Here is a 24,139-nt window from a genome sequence, read left to right on the forward strand (position 1 = left end):
TGCGGCCGGAACGAACCGCCGCCGGTCTTGATCCCGGCGGCGGTTTGGCCCAACAGGGGCGGGTTGGCCCCGTAGCTCAACTGGATAGAGCAGGGACCTTCTAAGTCCAAGGTTGGGGGTTCGAGCCCTCCCGGGGTCGCCAATGAAAAAGGGCCGGCGCAAGCGCCGGCCCTTTGTCGTGGCAGGACGGCGCGGTTACTCGCGCTCGCCCATGAAGTTCAGCAGGAACATGAACAGGTTCAGGAAGTCGAGATACAGGGTCAGCGCGCCCATGATCGCGGACTTGCCCAGAAAGTCGCTGCCCGAGTTCGCAAGCTCCAGATAGGTGTTCTTGATGTTCTGCGTGTCATAGGCAGTCAGGCCGGCAAAGATCAGCACGCCCGCCGCCGAGATGGCGAACTGGACGCCCGGCGACTGCATGAAGAAGTTGACGATCATCAGCACCAGCAGGCCGATCAGGCCGATCATCAGGAACCGGCCCATCGCCGACAGATCGCGGTTGGTGGTATAACCGAACAGCGACAGCCCGGCGAAGCCGGCCGCGGTGGCGACAAAGGTCGTCGCGATCGAGACGCCCGTATAACGCAGGAAAATCCAGCTGAGCGACGCGCCCATCGCGACCGCGAAGGCATAGAACAGCATCGTGGCGCCCTGCACCGACAGGCGCCGCAGCGCCGCGCCAAAGGCGAACACCATGACCAGCGGCAGGAACATGATGACCCATTTCAGGGGCGTCTGCAGCATCGTCTGGCCAAAGCCGGTCAGCTGGTTGCCCGGGCCGACCATCGCCTGCCCAAGGCCCCACGCGGTCGCGCCGGTCACCAGCATGCCGGTCGTCATCAGCCCATAGACCTTGTTCATATAGGCGCGCAGGCCCTGGTCATAGACCGCGCCGTGCCCGGCCGCGGTGGCCGTTCGGCGCATCGTGTTGAAATCAGCCATGTTACTCTCCCTCTGCTGTTCCTGCGGCAACGGGCGCAGGCCCAGCCGTCCAGCGACAATATCGGTGCAGGGCGGGCACGTTTCAACCGCGCGACGGCCGAAAACGGGCGCGACCGCGCCCTATTCCGTCATCGTGATGACGACCTTGCCCACCGCGCGGCGGTCGCGCAGCAGGGCATAGCCCTCGGCCGCGCGGTCCAGCGGCAGGACGGTGCCCAGGGTCGGGTTCAGCCGCCCCTGATCGAACAGCGCGAACAGCGCCGTCAGGCTGGCGCGCAGCGCGGCGGGGTCAAGCTGGCGATAACCGCCCCAATAGAACCCGTGGATGGCGATGTTCTTGACCAGCGCGTGGTTCAGCGGCAGGGCCGGCGGCTTGCCCCCGGCAAAGCCGATCAGCAGATGCCGCCCGCCGGTCCGCAGCGCCCCGAACGCAGCCAACCCCGCCGCATCGCCCACCGGGTCATAGACGATGTCGGCGGGACCGTGCGCCCGCAGCGCCGCGCGCAGGTCGGGTTCCGCCGCGCTGTCGATCACCACCGCCGCACCGGCCTGCCGCGCGGGCGCGGCCTTGTCCTCGCCGCGGACGACGGCCACCACCTCGGCCCCCAGCACCGAGGCGATCTCGACCGCGGTCAGGCCGACGCCGCCGGCCGCGCCAAGCACGACCACCCGCTGCCCGGCCGCCAGCGCGCCCGGGCCTGTCAGGGCCAGGTGACTGGTGCCATAGGCGATCTGGAACCCCGCCGCCTGCGCCAGGCTCATCCGGTCGGGGACCGCGATGCACAGATCGGCGGCGAACACCCCGTGATCGGCCAGCGTGCCGGGGCCGGTGACGGCGACGCGGGTGCCCGGCGTCAGGGCGACGCCCTCGCCCGCGGCCTCGACGACGCCCGCGCCCTCGATCCCGGCGACAAGGGGAAAGGGGGGTGCGTCCTGATACCGCCCCTCGATCATCAGCAGGTCGGCAAAGTTCAGCGCGGCGGCGTGCAGGCGCAGCCGCACCTGCCCGGGACCGGGTTCGGGGGGCGCCCGGCGGCCCAGTTCGGGGGCCGCGCCCTGCCGCGCTATCTGAATGATTCGGCTCATGTTCTGGCTTTCTGCGTGAGTTGTCGCGAAAACGGCGCAAGACAGCTTGCGGCACCTGTCCTTTTGGTCAGATATGGACCTATGACCACTGAATCGTCTCGCTGATTGCGTTCTGACGGGTTACTGCCTCTTTAGATTGAGTAGGGATGCAGCGATGAAACACACGGTCGATGTACATGTTGGAAAACGCATTCGCCACCGTCGCTGGACGATCGGCATGACCCAGCAACAGCTGGCCGAAGCGGTGGGGATCAAGTTCCAGCAAATCCAGAAATACGAAACGGGCATGAACCGCGTGTCCGCGTCGCGGCTTTGGGATATCGCCCGTGCGCTTGAGGCCCCGGTGGCGTTCTTTTTCGAGGGCCTGGGCGGCGACGCCCCGACCGAGGCCGAGGTCGATCTGCTGGCCGACAAGGAGGCGCTGCAACTGGTGCGCGCCTATTACACGATGCCCGAGGCGCAGCGCCGCCAGATCTATGAGCTGGCGCGCGTGTTGTCCCACGCCGCCTGAGGGGCAGGGGGACCGGCGGCTGGCCAAGGCCGTCGCGCGGCGCTAGACAGGCCCGCGACGCAACCGATGCAAAGGCGGCCATGACCCCGCGCCCCGACAGCCAGGCGCTGCGCGCCACCGCCGCCGCCCTTGCGGACGCCGCCCGCGTCGAGACGCTGCGGTATTTCCGCAGCCCGGCGCTGGCCCCCGACAACAAGGCGGCGACCGGCTTTGATCCGGTGACCGAGGCCGACCGCGCCAGCGAACGCGCCATGCGCGCCATACTGGGCGCGCAGCGCCCCGACGACGCCATCCTGGGCGAGGAATACGGCGCGCAGCCGGGCACCAGCGGGCTGACCTGGGTGCTGGACCCCATCGACGGCACCCGCGCCTATCTGTGCGGCGCGCCCAGCTGGGGGGTGCTGATCGGCATCGCGGACGCCGACGGGCCGATCCACGGCATCATCGACCAGCCCTGGACCGGCGAACGGTTCGAGGGGGGGCTGGGCGCCGCCCGGCTGACCGCGCCGCAGGGCGACCGCAACCTGGCGGTGCGCCGCGGTGTGGCGCTGGCCGACGCCACGCTGATGACGACCTATCCCGAGGTGGGCACCCCGGACGAGGGCGCGGCCTTCCGCCGGGTCGCGGCGCAGGTGCGGCTGACCCGCTATGGCATGGACTGCTATGCCTATGCGCTGCTGGCGCTGGGGCAGATCGACCTGGTGATCGAGGCGGGGCTGCAGCCCTATGACATCGTGGCGCCGATGGCGGTCGTGCAGGCGGCCGGCGGCATCGTGACCGACTGGCAGGGCGGCCCGGCGCACGACGGCGGCCGGGTGATCGCGGCGGCCACCCCCGAACTGCACGCCGCGGCGCTGGCCCTGCTGGCCGGCTGAGGGCGGGGCGGTTGTCGCCGCCGCGGCCCGCGGCTAGGTTGCGCGCGACAGCCGGACAGGGGGACCGTGATGACCGACCAGCGCCCGGACATCGACCCCGATGACGACGATTTCGCCCCGTCGCGGGCGGTGATCGCCGATATCTCGGATGCGCTGGATCGGGGCGACGGCGACCGGCTGGACGCGCTGCTGGAACCCCTGCACGCTGCCGACATCGCCGACCTGATCGAACAGCTTGGCCCCCAGCGCCGGCGCGAGCTGCTGCGCCTGTATTCCGGCGAGATCGATGGCGAGATCCTGGCCGAGATCGACGAATCGATCCGCGAAGAGGTGGTCGAGCAGCTGCCCCGCGACGTGCTGGCCGACGCCGTGCGCGAGATGGACACCGACGACGTCGTCGATTTGCTCGAGGATCTGGAAGGCCCCGAGCGCGAGACCGTGCTTGCGGCGCTGGACGATCCCGACCGGGTCGCCGTGGAACAGTCGCTGACCTATCCCGAGTACTCGGCCGGCCGCCTGATGCAGTCCGAGGTGGTGACCGCCCCCGAACACTGGACGGTGGGCGAGACCATCGACCACCTGCGGACCGAGGAGGTTCTGCCCGACCAGTTCTATCACGTCATCCTGGTCGATCCGCGCCGCCATCCCATCGGCTATGTCACGCTGGGCCGGTTGCTGTCGTCCCAGCGCGCGACGCGGCTGCGCGACATCGTCGAGGACAGCTTCCGCACCATCGACGTGCTGCAAGAGGAAGGCGACGTCGCCTATGCGTTCAACCAGTATCACCTCATCTCGGCGCCGGTGGTCGATGCCCACGGCCGGCTGGTCGGCGTCATCACGATGGACGACGCCATGTCCGTCCTGGACGAGGAACACGAGGAGGACTTCCTGCGCCTTGCGGGGGTCGGGCCAGAAAACTCGCTGTCCGACGGGGTGGTGGACACCGTGCGCCGGCGCGCGCCCTGGCTGCTGGTGAACCTGCTGACGGCCAACGTCTCGGCCTTCGTCATCTCGCGGTTTTCCGGCACGATCGAGGCGATCGTGGCACTGGCCGCGCTGATGCCGATCGTGGCGTCGATGGGCGGGAACGCGGGCACGCAGTCGCTGGCGGTGGCGGTGCGGGCGCTGGCCACCAAGGATCTGACGCGGTCGAACGCCGGGCGCGTGGTCTGGCGCGAAACCGTGGTGGGGCTGGTCAACGGCCTGCTGTTCGCCGTCATCATGGGGCTGGTCGGCTATCTCGCCTATGGATCGGCGGCGCTGGGGTGGGTGCTGGCGGCGGCGCTGGTCATCAACCTGCTGGTCGCCGCGCTGGGGGGCGTGATGGTGCCCCTGACGCTGGAACGGATGGGCCTGGACCCGGCGCTTGCGGCCGGGACATTCGTGACCACGCTGACCGACGTGATCGGATTTCTGGCATTCCTGGGGTTGGCGACATGGGTTCTGATCTGACCAAGACGGCGCTGCGCAATGCCGCACTGGCCGCGCGCATGGCCGGGGGCTGCGCGGACGCGCTGGCGGCCAACCTGACGGCGGCGCTGGCGCCGCATGGCGGGGCGGTGCTGGCCGGTTACTGGCCGATGCGAGGCGAACCCGATCCGCGCCCCGCGATGGCCGCCCACGACGGCCCCGTCTGCCTGCCCGAGGTGGTGGCCCGCGCGACTCCCCTGCGCTTTCGCCTGTGGCGGGGCGAGGCGCTGGTTCCCGGTGTCTTCGGCACCAGCCATCCGCCCGAAACCTGCCCCGAGGTCAGCCCCACCGTCCTGATCGTGCCGCTGGCGGGGTTCGACGCGGGGCTGAACCGGCTGGGCTATGGCGGCGGGTTCTATGACCGCACGCTGGCGCATCTGCGCGCGCGCGGGCCGGTGACGGCCATCGGACTGGCCTGGGCCGGCCAGCAGGTCGCCCCGATTCCCGTCGAGCCGACCGACGAGCCATTGGACCTGCTTGTGACGGACCGCGGGATCATGGCGCGTCAAAAATAAATCATCCGCCCCTGGCCGGACCCGGCCGCGGGTGCGGCTGTGCACGGTCTTGTGGATAATCGCTGAACGGCGGGGGCTAAGTCGTCCCTTGGCACGGGAAACCGTCCGCGCGCGTTTCATCCCCCGCGCCGTTAAGGATTTGAGTCGGCCGGCCGCGGATCGCACCCGCTTCGCTTGTCAACGGCGAAGGTCCGGCGCGGGCTGAAATAAACCTCTTGATCGCAGGTCTCGTCCGCTTCAGGTTGTGGGCTGTCGGAAGCGTGACCACCATATCTGGTGCCAATCCCGGCAGCAGACCAGAACCGACGCCGCGGCCCCAAGGGGTCGCCGGTCCCGCCGCATGACGCGCGGGGCCGATGGCACCACGACCAGAACAGGCGGTCCAAGGCCGCGCGCAGGGGGCACAGGATGAAGATCGAACGGCGTTTCACCAGCGACAGGACCGGCGCATACGGCGGCATCGACTTCGTCACCACCACGTCGGAAATCCGCAACCCGGACGGCACCATCGTGTTCCGCAACGAGGCCGTTGAGGTGCCGCAGGGCTGGAGCCAGGTGGCATCCGACGTCATCGCGCAGAAATATTTCCGCAAGGCCGGCGTTCCCGCCGTGCTGAAGCGCGTGCGCGAAAAGGGCATCCCCGAGTTCCTGTGGCGCTCGGTCCCCGACGAGGCGGCGCTGGCCGCTCTGCCCGCAGCCGACCGTTTCGTGGGCGAGACCTCGGCCCGGCAGGTGTTCGACCGGCTGGCCGGCGCCTGGGCCTATTGGGGCTGGAAGGGCGGCTATTTCACCGCCGAGGCCGACGCCCGCGCCTATTACGACGAGATGCGCCACATGCTGGCCCGCCAGATGGGCGCGCCGAACAGCCCGCAGTGGTTCAACACCGGGCTGCACTGGGCCTATGGCATCGACGGGCCGTCGCAGGGCCATTTCTATGTCGATTTCCAGACCGGCAAGCTGGTCAAGTCGGCCACCGCCTATGAACATCCGCAGCCGCACGCCTGCTTCATCCAGTCGGTCAGCGACGATCTGGTGAACGACGGCGGCATCATGGATCTGTGGGTCCGGGAAGCGCGGCTGTTCAAATACGGCTCGGGCACCGGCACCAACTTTTCCTCGCTGCGCGGCGAGGGGGAAAAGCTGTCGGGCGGCGGCAAGTCCAGTGGCCTGATGGGTTTCCTCAAGATCGGCGACCGCGCGGCGGGCGCGATCAAGTCGGGCGGCACCACGCGGCGGGCCGCGAAGATGGTGATCTGCGACATGGATCACCCCGACATCGAGGCGTTCATCAACTGGAAGGTCATCGAGGAGCAGAAGGTCGCCTCGCTGGTGGCCGGTTCCAAGATGCATGAGGCGAAGCTGAACGAGATCTTCGCAGCCATTCGGGTTTGGGATGGCGCCGGGGACGCCGCCACCGACCCGGCGAAGAACGGGGCGCTGAAAACGGCGATCCGGTCGGCCAAAAAGGCGATGATCCCGGAAACCTATATCAACCGGGTTCTGCAATATGCCCGGCAGGGCTTCGATTCGATCGAGTTCCCGACCTATGACACCGACTGGGACTCCGAGGCTTACGCAAGCGTCTCGGGCCAGAACTCGAACAATTCGGTCCGCGTCACCGACGCCTTCCTGCGCGCCGTGCGCGACGACGCCGACTGGGCGCTGATCCGCCGCACCGACGGCAAGACTGCGAAAACCGTCAAGGCGCGCGAGCTGTGGGACCAGGTCGGTCACGCCGCCTGGGCCTGCGCCGACCCCGGCATCCAGTTCCACGACACGGTGAACGCCTGGCACACCTGCCCGGCGGACGGGCCGATCCGCGGGTCGAACCCGTGCAGCGAGTACATGTTTCTGGACGACACCGCCTGCAATCTGGCGTCGATGAACCTGCTGACCTTCCTGCAGGGCGGCCAGTTCGACGCGGACGGGTATGTCCACGCCACGCGCCTGTGGACCGTCACGCTGGAGATCAGCGTGCTGATGGCGCAGTTCCCGTCGAAGGAAATCGCGCAGCGCAGCTACGACTTCCGCACGCTGGGCCTTGGCTATGCCAATATCGGCGGCCTGCTGATGAACCTCGGGCTCGGCTATGACAGCGACGAGGGCCGGGCGCTGTGCGGCGCGCTGACCGCGCTGATGACCGGCGTATCCTATGCGACCAGCGCCGAGATGGCGGGCGAACTGGGGCCGTTCCCCGGCTATGCCCGCAACGCCGATGCGATGCTGCGGGTCATCGGCAACCACCGCGCGGCGGCCCACGGCACGGGCGAATACAAGGGCGTGAACGTCAACCCGGTCGCGCTGGACGTGGACAACTGCCCCGACCCGCGGCTGGCGACCATGGCGCAGCGCGCCTGGGACAAGGCGCTGGCCCTGGGTGAGGAGCATGGTTTCCGCAACGCCCAGACGACCGTGATCGCGCCCACCGGCACCATCGGGCTGGTCATGGACTGCGACACGACGGGGATCGAGCCCGACTTCGCGCTGGTCAAGTTCAAGAAGCTGGCGGGCGGCGGCTATTTCAAGATCATCAACCAATCGGTTCCGGCGGCGCTGGAAACGCTGGGTTATCCCAGCGCCCAGATCGAAGAGATCGTGGCCCATGCCGTCGGCCACGCCAGCCTTGGCAACTGCCCGGGCATCAACCACGCAAGCCTGATCGGCCACGGATTCGGCGCGCGCGAGCTGGAAAAGGTGGACGCGGCGCTGGCCTCGGCCTTTGACATCCGCTTTGTCTTCAACCAGTGGACGCTGGGCGAGGATTTCTGCAAGGGCACACTGGGCATCCCCGCGGGCAAGCTGGCGGACCCGTCCTTCGACCTGCTGCGCCACCTTGGTTTCACCCGCGCCCAGATCGACGCGGCCAACGACCATGTCTGCGGCACCATGACGCTGGAAGGCGCGCCGCACCTTGCGCCCGAACACTACAGCGTCTTCGACTGCGCCAACGCCTGCGGCAAGACCGGCACGCGCTATCTGTCGGTGGACAGCCACATCCGGATGATGGCGGCGGCGCAAAGCTTTATCTCGGGCGCGATTTCCAAGACGATCAACATGCCGAACACGGCCACGATCACCGATGCGCTGGCGGCCTATGAACTGTCGTGGTCGCTGGGGATCAAGGCCAACGCACTTTACCGCGACGGGTCCAAGCTGTCGCAGCCGCTGGCATCCGCGCTGGTCGAGGACGACGACGAGGCCGCCGAAGTGCTGGAAAACGGCACCGCCCACGAAAAAGTCGCCGTCATCGCCGAGAAGATCGTCGAGCGGATCATCGTCAAGGAGGCCATCCGGTCGAACCGCGAAAAGCTGCCCGCCCGCCGCAAGGGCTATACCCAGAAGGCCCTGATCGGCGGCCACAAGGTCTATCTGCGCACCGGCGAATACGACGACGGCAAGCTGGGCGAAATCTTCATCGACATGCACAAGGAGGGCGCGGGCTTCCGGGCGATGATGAACAACTTCGCCATCGCCGTGTCGGTCGGCCTGCAATACGGCGTGCCCCTGGAGGAGTTCGTGGACGCCTTCACCTTCACCCGGTTCGAGCCGGCGGGGATGGTGCAGGGCAACGATAGCATCAAGAACGCGACCTCGATCCTGGATTACATCTTTCGGGAACTGGCGGTCAGCTATCTGGACCGCACCGACCTGGCCCACGTCAAGCCGAACGGCACCAGCTTTGACAGCTTGGGCGGCGGCGAGGCCGAGGGCCGCAACGTGGCCGCGGTCAGCGAAGAGAAGTCGCGCTCGCTGGAAATGCTGCGCCAGATCAGCTCGACCGGGTATCTGCGCAAGCGCCTGCCGCAGGAACTGATGGTCCTGCAGGGCGGGGCGTCATCCGCCGCGATGGCGACCGGCATGGCCGAACAGGCCGCCGTGTTCGAGACGACCACCGTCGCGGTCAGCCTGGACCCGCGCGCCAAGGCGAAGATGCAGGGATACGAGGGCGACCCCTGTGGCGAATGCGGCAACTATACGCTGGTCCGCAACGGCACCTGCATGAAATGCAACACCTGCGGCGGCACGTCGGGCTGCAGCTGAGAGACGACCGGCGGCCGGGCGATCCCCGGCTGCCGCGCCCGGACCGGCCGCGGGTGGGGACCATGCGGCCGGGCGACCGGGACACGACCCGGCCCGACCGGGGGGAGGGCTGCACGATCTCCGACCACCGGAGTGGCGGGGAACCTGTCGAGGGCAGCAGAACGCGCGGAAAACGCGGGGACAGTCGCCGCCGTCCGGGGCAAACCCGGGCGGCGGCATCTTTTCGGGCCGCCGCCGCCGCGCTAGCCTGCATCAAAACGAGGGACGAATGGCGACCGACATCGAGATCGCGCGCGCCGCGCGCAAGCGGCCGATGGCCGAGATCGCCGCGAGACTGGGGCTGGGGACGCAGGACTGGCTGCCCTATGGCCACGACAAGGCCAAGATCTCGCAGGATTTCATCGCGGGGCTGGCGGCGCGTCCGATGGGCCGGCTGATCCTTGTCACCGCGATCAACCCGACCCCTGCGGGCGAGGGCAAGACCACCACCACCGTGGGCTTGGGCGACGCGCTGAACCGGATCGGGGCGCGCGCCACGGTCTGCATCCGCGAGGCGAGCCTTGGCCCCAACTTCGGCATGAAGGGCGGCGCGGCGGGCGGCGGGCGGGCGCAGGTCATCCCGATGGAGGACATGAACCTGCATTTCACGGGCGATTTCCACGCCATCACCAGCGCCCACAATCTGTTGGCGGCGATGATCGACAATCACCTGCACTGGGGCAACGCGCTGGACATCGACCCGCGCCGGATCAGCTGGCGGCGGGCGCTGGACATGAACGACCGCGCCCTTCGCGGGGTGGTGCTGGGGCTGGGCGGGCCTGCGCATGGCATCCCGCGCGAAAGCGGCTTTGACATCACCGTCGCGTCCGAGGTGATGGCGATCCTGTGCCTGGCGACCGACCTGCGCGACCTGCAGGCGCGGCTGGCCCTGATCGAGGTGGCGCGGCGGCGCGACGGATCGCCCGTGACCGCCGGCGACCTGGAGGCCGAGGGCGCGATGACCGTGCTGCTCAGGGACGCGATGCAGCCGAACCTGGTCCAGACGATCGAGGGCACGCCCGCGCTGGTCCACGGCGGGCCGTTCGCCAATATCGCGCATGGGTGCAACAGCGTGATCGCCACGACGACCGCGCTGCGCCTTTCGGATTACGTCGTGACCGAGGCCGGCTTCGGCGCCGATCTGGGGGCCGAGAAGTTCCTGAACATCAAGTGCCGCAAGGCAGGGCTGGCGCCTGCGGCCGTGGTGCTGGTGGCCACCGTCCGCGCGCTGAAGATGAACGGCGGCGTTGCGCGAACCGACCTGGGGTCCGAGGATGTGGCGGCCGTCCGCGCGGGCTGCGCCAATCTCGTCCGGCACATCCAGAACATGCGCCAGTTCGGCCTGCCGCTGGTCGTCGCCATCAACCATTTCGACGGCGACACGGCCGCCGAGATCGCCGCGGTGGACTCGGCGGCTGCGGGCGCGGGGGTCCGCGCCATCGTCTGCCGCCACTGGGCCGAGGGCGGGGCAGGGGCCGAGGCGCTGGCCCGCGAGGTCGTGGGCATCGCCGCCCAGCGGGCGGATTTCCAGCCGCTCTACCCCGACGCCATGCCGCTGTGGGACAAGATCGAGACGATCGCGCGCCGCATCTATCGCGCCGACGGGATCGAGGCGCCGCCGGCCGTCCGCGCCCGCATCCAGGAACTGCAGCACACGCACGGCCGCCTGCCGGTCTGCATGGCGAAAACCCAATACAGCTTTTCCAGCGACCCCGCCGCCCTTGGCGCGCCGACCGGCTTTACCATCCCGATCCGAGAGGTGCGGCTGGCGGCGGGCGCCGGCTTCGTGGTGGCGATCTGCGGCGACATCATGACCATGCCGGGCCTGCCCCGCAGCCCGGCCGCCGCACGCATCGGCATCGACGCGCAGGGCCGGATCGAGGGGCTGTTCTGACCGTGCGGGGCCGCGCGCCCGCACCGACGCCCGCGGGCCGCGCGCCATGCCGCTGACCGTCCACGACCGCATCATCACCGACCGCGGGTCGGTCTATGCGGTGTCCGGCGGGCCGGTCGCCGACCGCGCGGCAATCGCCGCGATGCTGGCCGAGCTGACCTCGGTCCGCCGCTTCGCCAAGGCGACGCACCACAGCTGGGCCGCCCGGCTCGGCGGCGCGGGCCTGAAGGCCGACGACGGCGAGGCGGGCGCGGGCGCCATCATCCTGCGGATGCTGGAAACCGAAGGGCTGGACGATCACGTCGTCATCGTGACGCGCTGGTATGGCGGCAAGCATCTGGGCGGCGACCGCTTTCGCCATGTGATCGCCGCCGTGCGCCACTATCTGGCGGCGCTGAACGGCTGACGGGTTCGCGCTCAGCCCTGCCGATAGGCGGCGATCATCCCGCGCAGCTCATCCTCGTCCGGGCGGCCAAAGGTCGAACGGCTGCCGATGATGAAGGTGGGCGTCCCGATCAGGCCGAAATGCGTCGCCATCAGCTCCGACTGGTCGATGTGGTCCGTCACAGGCTGGCTGTCCATGTCGGCGCGCAGCTGCCCCTCGTCCAGGCCGACCCGGCGGGCGGTCCGCATGACCGTCGCCTCCTCGGCCGGGCCCCGGATCTGCAGCAGCGCGGTGTGGAACGCCCAGTATTTCCCCTGCGCGCGCGATGCCAGCGCCGCCCGCGCGGCAAACACCGATCCCGCGCCAAAGACCGGCCATTCGCGCAGCACCAGCTGCAGCGCCGGATCGGCGCGCAACAGCCGGGCCACGGTCGGCATCGCTGTCCGGCAATACGGACAGTTATAGTCGAAGAACTCGACCATCACCGCCGTGGGCTTGGCGGCGCCGACCGCAGGCGCGTTCGGATCCTGTTCCAGCGCCTTGCGGATGACCGGTGGGACCGGGTTCGGATCGGGCGCGCGGCCCTGGGCCATCGCGGGCACGGCGGCCAATCCTGTCAAGGCTGCAAGTCCGGTCAAGGCGTGGCGTCGGGTCAGCATGGGGCATCCTGTCGGTCTGGAAGGTCGCGCCATCCTGCTGCGGGACCGCCCGGAACGCGAGGGCATGGCCGTTCACGATTGGTCAGAGATGATGAACGGGGCGTGTGCTGGCGCGCGCTGCACCAGGGTCATGTCCCGCGCGGTGCGGTTCGCCGGACCAATCGACGGACAGTCCCCCGGGTTCAGGCGGGTGGTAGGCCCGGAGGGACTCGAACCCCCAACCAAGGCGTTATGAGCGCCCTGCTCTGACCATTGAGCTACGGGCCCCGCCTTGGGCCATCCGTCACAGGCTGTCGCAAATGACGCGCGGGCGGTCAAGCGGGCGCTGGCCGGACGCCGGCCGAGGCGGCGTGATTGCCCCGGCGCGGGGCCTGCGCTATGTCTGCCGCGCGTCAGCCGCACCGTTCAGCGCAGGGGAAACCACCATGACCGACAGCCGGCCGCAGGGCCTGACCTATGCCGAAGCCGGGGTGGACATCGACGCCGGCAACGCGCTGGTCGACCGGATCAAGCCCGCCGCCGCCGCGACCGCGCGGCCCGGCGTGATGGATGCGCTGGGTGGCTTCGGCGCGCTGTTCGACCCGCGCGCGGCGGGCTTTGCCGACCCGGTGCTGGTCGCGGCGACCGATGGCGTCGGCACCAAGCTGCGCATCGCCATCGACACGGGCGAGCTGGACGGCGTCGGCATCGACCTGGTCGCGATGTGCGTCAACGACCTGGTGTGCCAGGGGGCCGAGCCGCTGTTCTTCCTGGATTACTTCGCCACCGGCAAGCTCGCCGTGGATCAGGCCGCCCGCGTCATCACCGGCATCGCCGAGGGGTGCCGGCGGTCCGGCTGCGCGCTGATCGGCGGCGAGACGGCCGAGATGCCGGGCATGTATCACGGCGGCGACTTCGACCTCGCCGGTTTCGCGGTGGGCGCGATGGAACGCGGCGCGCAGCTGCCGCAGGGCGTCGCGGCGGGTGACGTGCTGCTGGGGCTGGCCTCGGACGGGGTGCATTCCAACGGCTATTCGCTGGTCCGCAAGGTGGTCGAGGCCGCGGGTCTGGCGTGGGACGCGCCCGCGCCGTTCGCGGACGCGCCGCTTGGCCGCGCGCTGCTGACGCCGACGCGGCTTTACGTGCGCCCGGTGCTGGCCGCGATCCGCGCGGGCGGCGTCCACGCGGCGGCGCACATCACCGGCGGCGGCATCACCGAGAACCTGCCCCGCGTCCTGCCCGCCGGACTGGGGGCCGAGGTCGATCTGGACGCATGGACGCCGCCCCCGGTGTTCGGCTGGATGGCCGGGATCGCAAACATTCCGCAGACCGAGATGCTCAAGACCTTCAACTGCGGGATCGGCATGATCCTGGCGGTCGCACCCGACCGCGCCGAAGCGCTGGCCGCGCTCCTCTCCGACGCGGGCGAGCGGGTCTGCCGTCTGGGCCATGTGGTCGAAGGGCAGGGCGTCCGCTATGCGGGCGCCGCGTGGTGAAACGCGCCGCCATCCTGATTTCGGGCGGCGGATCGAACATGGTCGCGCTGGTTGACAGCATGACGGGCGACCATCCCGCGCGCCCGGTGCTGGTCGCGTCGAACGATCCAAAGGCGGCGGGCCTTGCACGGGCCGCGGCGCGCGGCATCCCCGTCGCCGCGGTCGATCACCGCGCCTTTCCCGGCGACCGCGCGGCGTTCGAGGAGGCGCTGCTTGAACCGCTGCTGGCAGCACAGCCAGATATCATCTGCCTTGCCGGCTTCATGCGGATTCTGACGCCGTCATTCGTGAACCGCTTTGCCGGGCGGATGCTGAATATCCACCCCTCGCTGCTGCCGCTGTATCCGGGCCTCGACACGCATGCGCGCGCGCTGGCGGCCGGTGACAGGCAGGCGGGGGCCACCGTCCATCTGGTCACGTCCGCGCTGGACGACGGTCCGATCCTGGGACAGGCGCGGGTGCCGGTGATGACCGGCGACACGCCCGAGACGCTGGCCGCGCGGGTGCTTGCGGCCGAGCATCGGCTTTACCCGGCCGTGCTGCGCCGCTTCGCGGCCGGGCAGACCGGACGCCTGGATCTCTAGCATCTTCTTGGCTGAAATACTCCGGGGCCGCGGGGGCAGCGCCCCCGTTCTTACCGTTCCGGCAGCAGGCCGCGCGGCGCAAAGCGCAGCACCAGCAGCAGGACCAGCCCCATCGCGATGAACCGCATCTGCGGGGCGCTGTCGATCAGATGGCTGCGCATCGGCCCGTCCGGGAAGGGCGCGGTCAGCAGCGCCATCGCGGCGGGGCCCCAGACCTCGGCCTTGATCCACAGGAACCAGATCAGCAGCGCGCCCAGCACCGCGCCCCAGTTGTTCCCCGACCCGCCGACGATCACCATCACCCAGATCAGGAAGGTATAGCGCAGCGGGTTGTAACCGCCCGGCGCCATCAGCCCGTCCAGCGTGATCATCATCGCGCCCGCAAGCCCGATCACCGCGCAGCCGATCACGAACAGCTGCAGATGGCGGCGGGTGACGTCCTTGCCCATCGCCGATGCCGCGATCTCGTTGTCGCGGATGGCCCGCATCATCCGCCCCCAGGGCGAGCGCAGCGCCAGTTCCGACAGCACGATCAGCGCGACCAGCACGACGACGAACAGCCCCGCATAGCACAGCTTGACCCAGATGCCCGACGCGGTCGCCGCGTCCATGCCCCAGCCCGCCGCGCGGGCGACGAAATCGGGATCGGCCTGCAGGTCGAGTTCATACGGGACCGGCCGGGGCACGCCGGTCATGTTCAGCACGCCGCGGGCCAGCCAGCCTTCGTTCTTCAGGACGGCGATGATGATCTCGCCGATGCCCAGCGTGGCGATGGCCAGATAATCCGACCGCAGCCCCAGTGCGACCTTGCCCACCGCCCAGGCGGCGGCGGCGGCGAACAGCGCGCCCACCGGCCAGGACAGCAGCACCGGCAGGCCCAGCCCGCCGATGTTGCCGGCCTTGGCGGGGTTGTTGGCCTCGATCGCGGCGACGGCGGGGTCGAAGACGGTGCGGAACAGCGCATAACCCGCCAGCACGACGACGGCGGCAAGCGGCACGCGCCAGCGCGGCGGGCTGCGCCGCGCGACCAGCGTCGCCAGCGCCAGCGCGCCCAGCCCCGCGGCCAGCGCCAGCAGGATGCGCGGCCCGCCCGCAGCCCAGGCCCCGGGCACGGCCGGCGTCGAGACCAGCACCGGCGCCAACCCGCCCAGCGCCAGGAACCCCACGACGCCCGCGTTGAACAGCCCGCCATAACCCCAGATCATGTTGACGCCCAGCGCCGTTACCGCCGACAAAAGCCCCATGTTCAGGATCGTCAGCGCGCTGTTCCACGAACCGGAAAACCATGCGTTCGACAGCGTGCCTTCCAGCACGAACAGCACCGCCACGGCGGCGAACAGCAGCGGCGCGCGCAGCGGGCTGGAGGGGGCGTCGGCCTGGCGGTTGCTGGACATGGGCGCCCCCTCAATAGGACTTGCCGCGGAACAGGCCGGTCGGCTTGACCAGCAGCACCACGATCAGGATGACGAAACTGACGGCGAACTTGTATTCGGTGGACAGCAGCTGCAGCAGGCCCGCAGGCTCGAACCCCAGATACTGGGCGATCTTCTTCCACGGATAGGTCAGCGCCACCTCGGAGAAGGCGATGACGAACCCGCCCGCGACCGCGCCCAGCGGGCTGCCCAGACCGCCCACGATGGCGGCGGCAAAGATCGGCAGCAGGATCTGGAAGTAGTTGAAGGCCTTGAAAGACTTGTCGAGGCCATAGAGCGTGCCCGCCGCCACCGCCAGCGCGGTCGCGATGATCCAGGTCAGGCGCACGACCCGTTCCGGGTCGATCCCGGACAGCAGGGCCAGATCCTCGTTGTCGGCATAGGCGCGCATAGCCTTGCCCGCCCGGGTGCGGTTCAGGAACGCAAACAGCGCCCAGACCGCCGCCGCCGTCAGGACCAGCGTGATCGCCTGCGTCGTGCGCAGCGCCAACCCTTCGTCCAGGCCGGTCATCGCCTTGAACTGCGGGACCGAGACGACGAACCGCGCCCCGTCGGCGAACTGGATCTCGTCCACGCCGATCACCAGACGCGTCAGCCCGTTCATCACGAACATGACCCCGACCGAGGCCATGACAATCACGATGGGGCTGGCCTTGACCCGGCGGTAATGGCGATAGACCAGCCGGTCCGTGACCAGCACCAGAACCGACGTCAACGCGATGGCCACGGGCAGCGCCAGCAGCCCGGTCGGCAGCGGGCCAAGGCTGATGCCCCCCGCCTGCAACCCCCAGGTCAGCAGGATCGTGACGGCGGTGCCGAAGGCCATCGTGTCGCCGTGGGCAAAGTTGGAAAACCGCAGGATGCCATAGATCAGCGTTACCCCCAGCGCCCCCAGCGCCAGCTGCGCGCCATAGGCCGACGCGGGGATCACGACAAAGTTCAGGATCGCCACGAGGGCGTTCAGCAGGTCCATCAGGCGGTCCCCCGGTCTGTGGGCTGTGCAGGGCGGGCGGGCGCGGGGCGGAGGGCTGCGGCGCAGACCCGGCAGGTGTTTTCGGGATTGCCCATCGCGTCAGCCCCCCAGAAAGGTGCGGCGCACCTCGGGGTTGGCCATCAGGGCGGCCCCGGTGTCGGTGTAACGGTTCGCGCCCTGCACCAGCACATAGCCGATGTCGGCGATGTCCAGCGCCTGCTTGGCGTTCTGTTCGACCATCAGGATGGAAATGCCGCTGCGCGCGATCTCGATGATGCGGTCGAACAGTTCGTCCATGACGATGGGCGACACGCCCGCGGTCGGCTCGTCCAGCATCAACAGCTTTGGGCGTGTCATCAGCGCGCGGCCGACGGCGACCTGCTGGCGCTGGCCGCCCGACAGCTCGCCCGCGTTCTGGCGGCGCTTGTCGGCCACTGCGGGGAACAGCTCATAGACCTGCGCCATCGTCTGGCGGAAATCGTCGCCGCGGATATAGGCGCCCATCTCCAGGTTCTCCTCGACCGTCATGGTCGGGAAGACGTTGGCGACCTGCGGAACAAAGCCCATCCCGGCGCGCACCCGGTCTTGCGGATTCAGGGCGGAAATGTCCTGCCCGTCCAGGCGCACGCTGCCCTCGCGCAGGTTCAGCATCCCGAAGATGGCCTTCATCGCGGTGGACTTGCCGGCGCCGTTCGGGCCGACGATCACGGCGATCTGGCCCTTTTCGACGGCCAGCGTGCAGCCGTTCAGGATGTCGGCCTTGCCGTAACCACCGCGCATGGCCTCGCCGATCAGGAAGGCGTCGCCCGCGCGGCCGGGCCGGGTCGGTCCGCTGGCACGCGTGCCGTCGACCGTGCCTGACCCGCGCGGGTTGACGATCGAGGCGTCGCGGTTGCCGCGGTTGGCGAACGGATCGCTCATGCGCCCACCTTGTCCTTGTTCTTGAGGCCGCGGCCCAGATAGGCCTCGATCACCGCCTCGTTTTCCATGATGTGGGCAGCCGGCCCCTCGGCCAGCACCTTGCCTTCGGCCATGACGATCACCGGATCGCACAGCTTGCCGATGAAATCCATGTCGTGTTCGATCACGCAGAAGGTATAGCCGCGCTCGCGGTTCAGGCGGATGATGGCGTCGGCGATGGTGCCCAGCAGGGTGCGGTTCACGCCCGCGCCCACCTCGTCCAGGAAGACGATCTTGGCGTCCACCATCATGCAGCGGCCCAGTTCCAGCAGCTTTTTCTGGCCGCCCGACAGGTTGCCGGCCTTTTCGTCGGCGACGTGGCTGATGGTCAGGAAGTCCAGCACCTCGTCGGCGCGTCGGCGCAGTGCTGCCTCTTCGGCGCGGATCGCGCCGCGCTTCAGCCAGGCGTTGACCAGCGTCTCGCCGCTTTGGCGGGGCGGGACCATCATCAGGTTCTCGCGCACCGTCATCGAGGCGAACTCATGCGCCATCTGGAACGTCCGCAGCAGGCCCTTGTGGAACAGCTGATGCGGGGCAAGGCCGGTGACGTCCTCGCCATCCATTTCGACCCGTCCCGAAGTTGGTGAAAGAACCCCGGCGATCACGTTGAAAAGAGTTGATTTTCCCGCGCCATTGGGGCCGATCAGCCCGGTGATCGAACCCTTGCGGATGTGCAGGCTGGCACCGTCCACGGCCCGAAAGCCGCCGAAATGCCGGTGCAGGTCGTGGACCCGGATCATCGCGTTTCCCCCCTGTCCCGCCCGGCCGCGCGTCTGCCGGATGGGTGACCATGTCGGCTGCCCGTTCGTGGGGCGCCGTCCTTTGCGGTCGGTCCTTGTCTTGATGCCGCGACCCGGCGCGGCTGCGCCGGATCGCGTCGTCCCTTCGCCCTCAGCGCGTCCCGATGACGTTCAGCTTGCCGCCCTTGAAATCGACCTCGCGATAGACGCCGGCGCTTTCGCCCGGCCCCACCAGCTCGACCGCGGTTGCGCCGTCATAGTCGATGTCGGTCCCTGCGGCCAGCAGTTCCAGGCCCTTGGCCAGCTCGCCCGCGGCGATCTTTTCGCCGGGGGCGTTGGCGACGTCCAGCACCTTGTCCTTGTAGACCTTGGGGTCCGACGACTTGGCCGCCTGCATGGCCAGCATCATCAGCGCGGCGGCGTCATAGGATTCCGCGGCAAAGGCCGAGGTGCCGTCAAAGCCGGCGGTTTCGGCCACCTTGATGAACGCGTCGCGGCCCGGCCCCTCGGACGAGGGGTTCTGCCCGAACGAGTTTTCCAGCTCGGTCCCGAACCTGGTCACCAGCGCGTCGCTGATCATGCCGTCGGGAAAGACGAAGGTGTCGAACGCGCCCGCGTCCATCGAACCCCGGACGATGCCCGATCCGCCCTGGTCGACATAGCCCGCGACGACCAGCGCCTCGCCGCCCGCGGCGGCCAGCGCGCCCACCTCGGCCGAATAATCGGCCTTGCCGTCGTCATGCGCGGCCATGATCGTGACCGTGCCGCCCTTGCCCTCGAACGAGGACTTGAACGCCTCGGCCAGGCCCTTGCCATAGTCGTTGTTGGTATAGGTGACGGCGACCGACTTGATGCCGCGGTCCATGATGACATCGGTCATCACCTCGCCCTGGCGGGCGTCGGACGGCGAGGTGCGGAAGAAGAACCCCTTGTCGTCGATGTCGGTCAGTGCGGGCGACGTCGCCGAGGGCGAGATCATCACCATGCCGTTCGGCACCGCCACCTTTTCAAGGCTGGCGATCGTCTCGCCGGAACACATGCCGCCCATGATGCCGTTGACCTTCTCGGCCGTCACCAGCCGTTCCACCGCCGCGACCGAGGCTGCGGCATCGGCGCAGGTGTTGTCGGCCTGAACCGAGGTCACGGTCGATCGGTCCAGCAGCTTGCCCGAGTCGCTGACCTCTTTCATCGCCAGTTCGGCGCCCTTGGCCATGTTCGGCGACATCGATTCCAGTGGCCCGGTAAAGCCCAGCGACAGACCGATCTTGATGTCCTCGGCCCCGGCGGCGCCGGCGGTCAGGGCGGCAGCCGCGGTGGCCAGCAGCAGTTTTTTCATTCGCTCTCTCCCATGTTGGACCGAAGTCCTGCGCGAAACCTAGAATCGCGCGAAACGAAAGGAAAGTGTCCTGTATGCGGCGCCCGGCGCCGGACGCATTTCCGCCGGGCCAGGCCGTCCGGCCTGCGGGGCGCGGAACTCGGCCCCGCGCGCCTGAGGCGCGGACTCAGCCACGCCCGCCGCGGGCGCGGAACGGCGTCGTGCCGAACTGCGCGCGGTAGCATTTGGAGAAATGCGCGGTCGAGGCAAAGCCGCAGGCCAGCGCCACCTCGATCACCGGCATGTCGGTCTGGGCCAGCAGGTTGCGCGCGCGCGCCAGCCGCGTTTCCATGTAATAGCGTTTGGGCGTGCGGTTCAGATAGCGCGCGAACAGCCGTTCCAGCTGGCGCATCGACATGCCGGCGTCGCGGGCCAGCACCGCGGGGCTGATCGGGTCTTCCAGACTGCCCTCGATGCGGGCGATGACGCCGGCAAGGCGGGGATGGCGCACCCCGATGCGGGTGGGGATGGACGGGCGCTGGCTGTCGGCCTCGGCCCGGATCTGGGTGGTGATCAGCTGGTCGGCCACCTGCGCCGCCAGTTCGGGGCCGTGGTCGCGTCCGATCAGCCGCAGCATCAGGTCGATGGGCGAGGTGCCGCCAGCCGCCGTCAGCCGCGTGCCGTCGTCCACGAAGACGGTGCGATACAGGTCCACCCGGTCGAACGCCTCGGCAAAGCCGTCGTGGTTTTCCCAGTGGATCGTGGCCCGCCTGCCGTCCAGCAATCCCGCCTGCGCCAGCGCCCAGGCCCCGGTGCAAAGCCCGCCGACCGCCCCCGCCTGCCGCGCGTTGCGGCGCAGCCACGACAACACCGGCCGGGTGACCGCCCGCGCCACGTCCACGCCCCCGCAGACCAGCACGACATCGCCCGGCTGCGCCTCGGCTTCAAGCCCGTGGTCGGTGGCCAGCCGCGCCCCGGCCGAGCAGGTGGCGCTGCCCCCCTCGGGGCCGATCAGCCGCCAGTCGTAAAGCGCGCGCCCGCTGACCCGGTTCGCCAGCCTCAGCGGCTCGACCGCCGCCGAGAACGAGATCAGCGTGAAGCGGTCGAGCAGCAGGAACAGGAACCGCCGCGGCCGGGCGTCGGCGGCGGGCTGGGCGGGCAGGACAGGCAAGGGGGCAGGGCTGGGCATGGGCGGCATCCTGGCGACCGGGCAAGATAAGGAAAATCGGACAGCCGGTGCAAGACGAGTGGTTGGCGACAGGGCAGACAGCGCAGCGGGGCGGCGCGAGGGGCAAGCGCGGCGCACGAGGGGGGACGCGCTGGACCGCGCGCTATCCGACGGGCGCGGCGGACGGCGCGGCGTGCGACAGGACGGGTGCGGCGGACGGCGCGGGAAGGGCGCGACGCGAGGGGCGAGCGCGGCGGACGATGAGGCGCACGCGCTGGACCGCGCGCTGTCCGACGGGCGCGGCGGACGGCGCGGCGTGCGACAGGACGGGTGCGGCGGACGGCGCGGGATGGGGGCGGCGCGAGGGGCGAGCGCGGCGGACGATGGGGCGCACGCGCTGGACCGCGCGCTATCCGACGGGCGCGGCGGACGGCGCGGGATGGGGGCGGCGCGAGGGGCGAGCGCGGCGGACGATGGGGCGCACGCGCTGGACGGCGGGGCGCGGCGGCGCGATCGGCGACGCTGGCCCCCCGACGGGTCGTCCGCGCTGTCCGCACCGCGTCCTGCAGTCGCCCTGCCGGCCGGCCGCGCCGGCGGCCCCGCCTGCAGCCTTTCCCTTTGCCCCCCGCTGGCCTATATACGCCGCGTTCCAAGGAGGATGTCATGGCCCAGACCACCCAAGCCCCCCGTGCCCTGTCCGGCGCCGCCGCGCCGTCCGACTGGCAGCGTGGCGGCTGGCGGGCCTATCCGCGCGTCCAGATGCCGGATTATCCCGACACCGCCGCGCTGAACGCCGTCGAAACGCAGCTTGCGAAATACCCGCCGCTGGTCTTTGCCGGCGAGGCGCGGCGCCTGCGCGCCCATCTTGCCGATGCGGCGCAGGGCCGGGCGTTCCTGCTGCAGGGCGGGGACTGCGCCGAAAGCTTTTCGCAGTTCAGCGCCGACAACATCCGCGACACCTTCAAGGTGATGCTGCAGATGGCGGTGGTGCTGACCTGGGGCGCGCAGATGCCCGTCATCAAGGTCGGCCGGATGGCGGGCCAGTTCGCCAAGCCGCGCAGCGCCCCGACCGAGGTGATCGGCGGGCGCGAACTGCCCAGCTATCGCGGCGACATCATCAACGGCTTTGACTTCACCGACGCCGCCCGCGTGCCGGATCCGACGCGCATGCTGCAGGCCTATACCCAGGCCGCGGCCAGCCTGAACCTGCTGCGCGCGTTCTCGACCGGGGGCTATGCCGACATCCATCGCGTGCAAAGCTGGATCGCCGATTTCACCGACGGGGCCGAGGCCGCGCGCTATCGCGACATCGCGGACCGGATTTCCGACGCGATGGCCTTCATGCAGGCGGCGGGCGTCACCGCCGAAACCGCGCACGAGCTGGGCAGCGTCGAGTTTTACACCAGCCACGAGGCGCTGCTGCTGGAGTATGAGGAGGCGCTGGCCCGCATCGATTCGACCACCGGCCTGCCCGTCGCGGGGTCCGGCCACATGCTGTGGATCGGCGACCGCACGCGGCAGGTGGACGGCGCGCATGTCGAGTTCTGCCGCGGCGTGCAGAACCCGATCGGCCTGAAATGCGGCCCGTCGATCACGACCGACGACCTCAAGGTGCTGGTGGCGCGGCTGAACCCCGGGAACGAACCGGGCCGCCTGACGCTGATCGCGCGTTTCGGCGCGGGGCAGGTGGGCGACCACCTGCCGCGGCTGATCCGGGCGGTCAAGGACGAGGGCGCGAACGTCGTCTGGTCGTGCGATCCGATGCACGGCAACACGGTCAAGTCCGCCTCGGGCTACAAGACCCGGCCGTTCGATTCGGTCCTGCGCGAGGTGCGCGAGTTCTTCGCCGTCCACGCGGCCGAAGGCACGATCCCCGCGGGCGTCCATTTCGAGATGACCGGCCAGGACGTGACCGAATGCACCGGCGGCGTGCGCGCGGTCACGGACGAGGATCTGTCCAGCCGCTATCACACCGCCTGCGATCCCCGGCTGAACGCCAGCCAGTCGCTGGAACTGGCGTTCCTTGTGGCCGAGGAACTGCGCGCCCGCCGCACCGGCACCGCCGCGGGGCTGCGCGACGCGGTCTGACCGCAGGCCAAGGCATGTTTGCGGCGCGGTCCCGGTCGGGGCCGCGCCGTTTTCTTGCGCGAGGGGTATGGCGCGGCAAGGCGAAGGGCTGGCGTCGCGCCCAGCTGGCGCGCGCCGGCTTTCGGCCGCCTGTCAGTCGTCGCCCCGCGTGATGACCCGGAAGGCCGCGCGCCGGGCCTGCGGCGTGGTGACGGGCTGGTCGATCAGACCCGGCTGCGGCTTGGGCGGCGGCGCATCGGCCCGCCACGGCGCCGGCGGCTCGGCAAAGCCTGCAGCCGACGGCGAGGGGTCCAGCACGCGCGCGCCCTCGATCACCGGGGTCAGGGTCTCGGCCGTCAGGTCGAAGCGGCGCGGGGCGCGGCCAACCTCTCCCTCGGTGACAAGGCACCCCAGCGCGCGCGTCACGTCGCCCAGATCCGACCGCAGCGGCAGCAGCAGCATCCGCCCCGCCAGCGCCGGGCGGCCATAGCCCGCGTCGGCAGACAAGGTCATCTCAACGATCTGCGGGCCCTTGAACACGGTTTCCAGCACGTCCGACAGTCGCCCGCGCGACGACGGCGCGACGAACGCGCACAGCGGCATGCCCCGCACCTCCATCCCCATCAGGTCGACAAGGTGGCGGCCGGCAAGGCGAAAGCGGGCGGCGCCGGGGGCGACGCGTTCCAGGATGAAGGCAAAGTCCAGCGTCCGCCGCAGCCCCCGCGGCTCGACGTCGGCGCGGCCCGGAATCGCGCGCCCGACCCGCAGCGACTGCCAGTAATCGCGCATCTCGGCCACGATGCGCGCGGGCCGCACGGGGTCGAAATCGGCCAGCCGCAGCACCCGGTCGCCGCACGGCGGAACGGCTGCGGGGCCGATTGCCCCGCGGCCGGGATCGGCGGGTCCGTCGGTCAGATCGTTGCGGTCGTCCATCGCATCATCCTGTCTGGCCGGCCGCGCGTCGCACCGCCGGGATCACACGCATCCTAGCCCGAACCGCCGCCGGA

The 24,139-nt window shown here is 69.8% G+C and carries 20 protein-coding genes and 2 tRNA genes; 11 read left to right on the forward strand and 11 right to left on the reverse strand.

Annotated elements, in window-relative coordinates; genetic code table 11:
* Positions 1-65: 65 nt before the first annotated feature.
* Positions 66-142: transfer RNA gene (locus EPA64_RS08495), tRNA-Arg, on the forward strand.
* A gap of 53 nt (positions 143-195) precedes the next feature.
* On the opposite strand, the gene EPA64_RS08500 is transcribed toward EPA64_RS08495, so the two are convergent.
* Both EPA64_RS08500 and EPA64_RS08505 read right to left on the reverse strand, forming a co-directional pair.
* Complete coding sequence (locus tag EPA64_RS08500) at positions 196-942, reverse strand: Bax inhibitor-1/YccA family protein (RefSeq protein ID WP_134725829.1); 747 nt, start codon at positions 940-942, stop codon at positions 196-198.
* Between the two features lie 120 nt (positions 943-1,062).
* Complete coding sequence (locus EPA64_RS08505; protein ID WP_134725830.1) at positions 1,063-2,028, reverse strand: NADPH:quinone oxidoreductase family protein; 966 nt, start codon at positions 2,026-2,028, stop codon at positions 1,063-1,065.
* Positions 2,029-2,182: 154 nt separating this feature from the next.
* On the opposite strand from EPA64_RS08505, the gene EPA64_RS08510 reads away from it, so the two are divergent.
* The 7 genes from EPA64_RS08510 to EPA64_RS08540 all read left to right on the forward strand — a co-directional run bounded on the left by EPA64_RS08510 (position 2,183) and on the right by EPA64_RS08540 (position 11,779).
* Positions 2,183-2,539 (forward strand): helix-turn-helix domain-containing protein, encoded by a 357-nt coding sequence (locus tag EPA64_RS08510; protein ID WP_134725831.1) that lies wholly within the window; start codon positions 2,183-2,185, stop codon positions 2,537-2,539.
* Between the two features lie 80 nt (positions 2,540-2,619).
* Positions 2,620-3,414, forward strand: a complete 795-nt coding sequence (hisN, locus tag EPA64_RS08515) for a histidinol-phosphatase (protein ID WP_134725832.1) — start codon at positions 2,620-2,622, stop codon at positions 3,412-3,414.
* A gap of 69 nt (positions 3,415-3,483) precedes the next feature.
* Complete coding sequence (gene mgtE / locus EPA64_RS08520; protein ID WP_134725833.1) at positions 3,484-4,866, forward strand: magnesium transporter; 1,383 nt, start codon at positions 3,484-3,486, stop codon at positions 4,864-4,866.
* Positions 4,851-5,399 carry a 5-formyltetrahydrofolate cyclo-ligase gene (locus EPA64_RS08525; protein ID WP_134725834.1) on the forward strand — a complete coding sequence of 183 codons (549 nt, stop codon included), beginning with the start codon at positions 4,851-4,853 and terminating at the stop codon, positions 5,397-5,399. Before mgtE ends, EPA64_RS08525 begins: the two co-directional genes overlap by 16 nt.
* 408 nt (positions 5,400-5,807) lie before the next feature.
* The gene (locus tag EPA64_RS08530; protein ID WP_134725835.1) at positions 5,808-9,440 is read left to right on the forward strand and encodes a vitamin B12-dependent ribonucleotide reductase; all 3,633 of its coding nucleotides are present in this window, start codon (positions 5,808-5,810) and stop codon (positions 9,438-9,440) included.
* 268 nt (positions 9,441-9,708) lie between these two features.
* Positions 9,709-11,373, forward strand: coding sequence for a formate--tetrahydrofolate ligase (locus EPA64_RS08535; protein ID WP_134725836.1), 1,665 nt, complete (start codon positions 9,709-9,711; stop codon positions 11,371-11,373).
* Positions 11,374-11,419: 46 nt separating this feature from the next.
* Positions 11,420-11,779, forward strand: coding sequence for a YigZ family protein (locus EPA64_RS08540; RefSeq protein ID WP_134725837.1), 360 nt, complete (start codon positions 11,420-11,422; stop codon positions 11,777-11,779).
* A gap of 11 nt (positions 11,780-11,790) precedes the next feature.
* Here EPA64_RS08540 and EPA64_RS08545 read toward each other — a convergent pair whose 3' ends face one another.
* Both EPA64_RS08545 and EPA64_RS08550 read right to left on the reverse strand, forming a co-directional pair.
* A complete protein-coding gene (locus tag EPA64_RS08545; protein WP_167626632.1) occupies positions 11,791-12,417 on the reverse strand; it encodes a DsbA family protein in 627 nt (208 codons plus the stop codon).
* 191 nt (positions 12,418-12,608) lie between these two features.
* A tRNA-Ile gene (locus tag EPA64_RS08550) sits at positions 12,609-12,684 on the reverse strand.
* 158 nt (positions 12,685-12,842) lie between these two features.
* Here EPA64_RS08550 and purM point away from each other — a divergent pair.
* Together purM and purN are read left to right on the forward strand one after the other, a co-directional pair.
* Complete coding sequence (gene purM, locus EPA64_RS08555) at positions 12,843-13,892, forward strand: phosphoribosylformylglycinamidine cyclo-ligase (protein ID WP_134725839.1); 1,050 nt, start codon at positions 12,843-12,845, stop codon at positions 13,890-13,892.
* A complete protein-coding gene (gene purN / locus EPA64_RS08560) occupies positions 13,889-14,476 on the forward strand; it encodes a phosphoribosylglycinamide formyltransferase (RefSeq protein WP_134725840.1) in 588 nt (195 codons plus the stop codon). The genes purM and purN overlap by 4 nt, the downstream gene beginning before the upstream one ends.
* Positions 14,477-14,526: 50 nt before the next feature.
* Here the strand turns inward: purN and EPA64_RS08565 are convergent, their stop codons facing one another.
* The 6 genes from EPA64_RS08565 to EPA64_RS08590 all read right to left on the reverse strand — a co-directional run bounded on the left by EPA64_RS08565 (position 14,527) and on the right by EPA64_RS08590 (position 21,086).
* Positions 14,527-15,870, reverse strand: a complete 1,344-nt coding sequence (locus EPA64_RS08565; RefSeq protein ID WP_134725841.1) for a branched-chain amino acid ABC transporter permease — start codon at positions 15,868-15,870, stop codon at positions 14,527-14,529.
* A 10-nt stretch (positions 15,871-15,880) separates the two neighbouring features.
* Entirely contained in the window at positions 15,881-16,882 is a 1,002-nt protein-coding gene (locus EPA64_RS08570; RefSeq protein WP_134725842.1) for a branched-chain amino acid ABC transporter permease, read from the reverse strand.
* Between the two features lie 99 nt (positions 16,883-16,981).
* Entirely contained in the window at positions 16,982-17,803 is an 822-nt protein-coding gene (locus EPA64_RS08575; protein ID WP_167626633.1) for an ABC transporter ATP-binding protein, read from the reverse strand.
* Complete coding sequence (locus EPA64_RS08580) at positions 17,800-18,582, reverse strand: ABC transporter ATP-binding protein (protein WP_134725843.1); 783 nt, start codon at positions 18,580-18,582, stop codon at positions 17,800-17,802. The genes EPA64_RS08575 and EPA64_RS08580 overlap by 4 nt, the downstream gene beginning before the upstream one ends.
* A gap of 151 nt (positions 18,583-18,733) precedes the next feature.
* Positions 18,734-19,918 (reverse strand): ABC transporter substrate-binding protein, encoded by a 1,185-nt coding sequence (locus tag EPA64_RS08585; protein WP_134725844.1) that lies wholly within the window; start codon positions 19,916-19,918, stop codon positions 18,734-18,736.
* Between the two features lie 166 nt (positions 19,919-20,084).
* Positions 20,085-21,086, reverse strand: a complete 1,002-nt coding sequence (locus EPA64_RS08590) for a GlxA family transcriptional regulator (protein WP_246026680.1) — start codon at positions 21,084-21,086, stop codon at positions 20,085-20,087.
* Between the two features lie 642 nt (positions 21,087-21,728).
* On the opposite strand from EPA64_RS08590, the gene EPA64_RS08595 reads away from it, so the two are divergent.
* A complete protein-coding gene (locus EPA64_RS08595; RefSeq protein ID WP_134725846.1) occupies positions 21,729-23,153 on the forward strand; it encodes a class II 3-deoxy-7-phosphoheptulonate synthase in 1,425 nt (474 codons plus the stop codon).
* A gap of 132 nt (positions 23,154-23,285) precedes the next feature.
* Here the strand turns inward: EPA64_RS08595 and EPA64_RS08600 are convergent, their stop codons facing one another.
* Entirely contained in the window at positions 23,286-24,065 is a 780-nt protein-coding gene (locus tag EPA64_RS08600; RefSeq protein WP_134725847.1) for a PAS domain-containing protein, read from the reverse strand.
* Positions 24,066-24,139: the final 74 nt, after the last annotated feature.

Source organism: Paracoccus luteus, from assembly GCF_004522155.1.
GTDB lineage: Bacteria > Pseudomonadota > Alphaproteobacteria > Rhodobacterales > Rhodobacteraceae > Paracoccus > Paracoccus luteus.